This is a genomic window from Vibrio sp. 10N.222.55.C7 (assembly GCF_041473335.1).
Classification (GTDB): Bacteria; Pseudomonadota; Gammaproteobacteria; order Enterobacterales; family Vibrionaceae; genus Vibrio; species Vibrio crassostreae_C.
The window spans coordinates 1-251 of the sequence record NZ_JBFRSC010000122.1 but is presented as its reverse complement, the minus strand read 5'-3'; the positions used below and the strand labels follow the sequence as shown (position 1 = coordinate 251).

Below are 251 nucleotides of genomic sequence, written 5' to 3'. Positions count from 1 at the left end.
GTAACTGAAGAGTCTCAACTTCAAACAACGGGCTCATTAACTATTAGCGACACCGATACCAATGAAGCGCACTTCTCGAATACAGACATTGTTGGTTCATTAGGCACCCTACATCTTAAAGATAACGGTGATTGGACCTATGATTTAGACAATCAAAATCCGACCGTGCAAGCATTAGCGCAAGGCAAAACGGCAACCGACACCATCACCGTTCACTCTGCCGATGGCACGCCACATCAAGTTACTATTAC

1 protein-coding gene is annotated in these 251 nt (G+C 45.0%); it reads left to right on the top strand.

All coding sequences use genetic code 11. The features are described from left to right. Nucleotides 1-251, top strand: a 251-nt coding sequence (locus tag AB4482_RS22960) for a VCBS domain-containing protein (RefSeq protein WP_372181797.1), incomplete at both ends; no start/stop codon positions are given.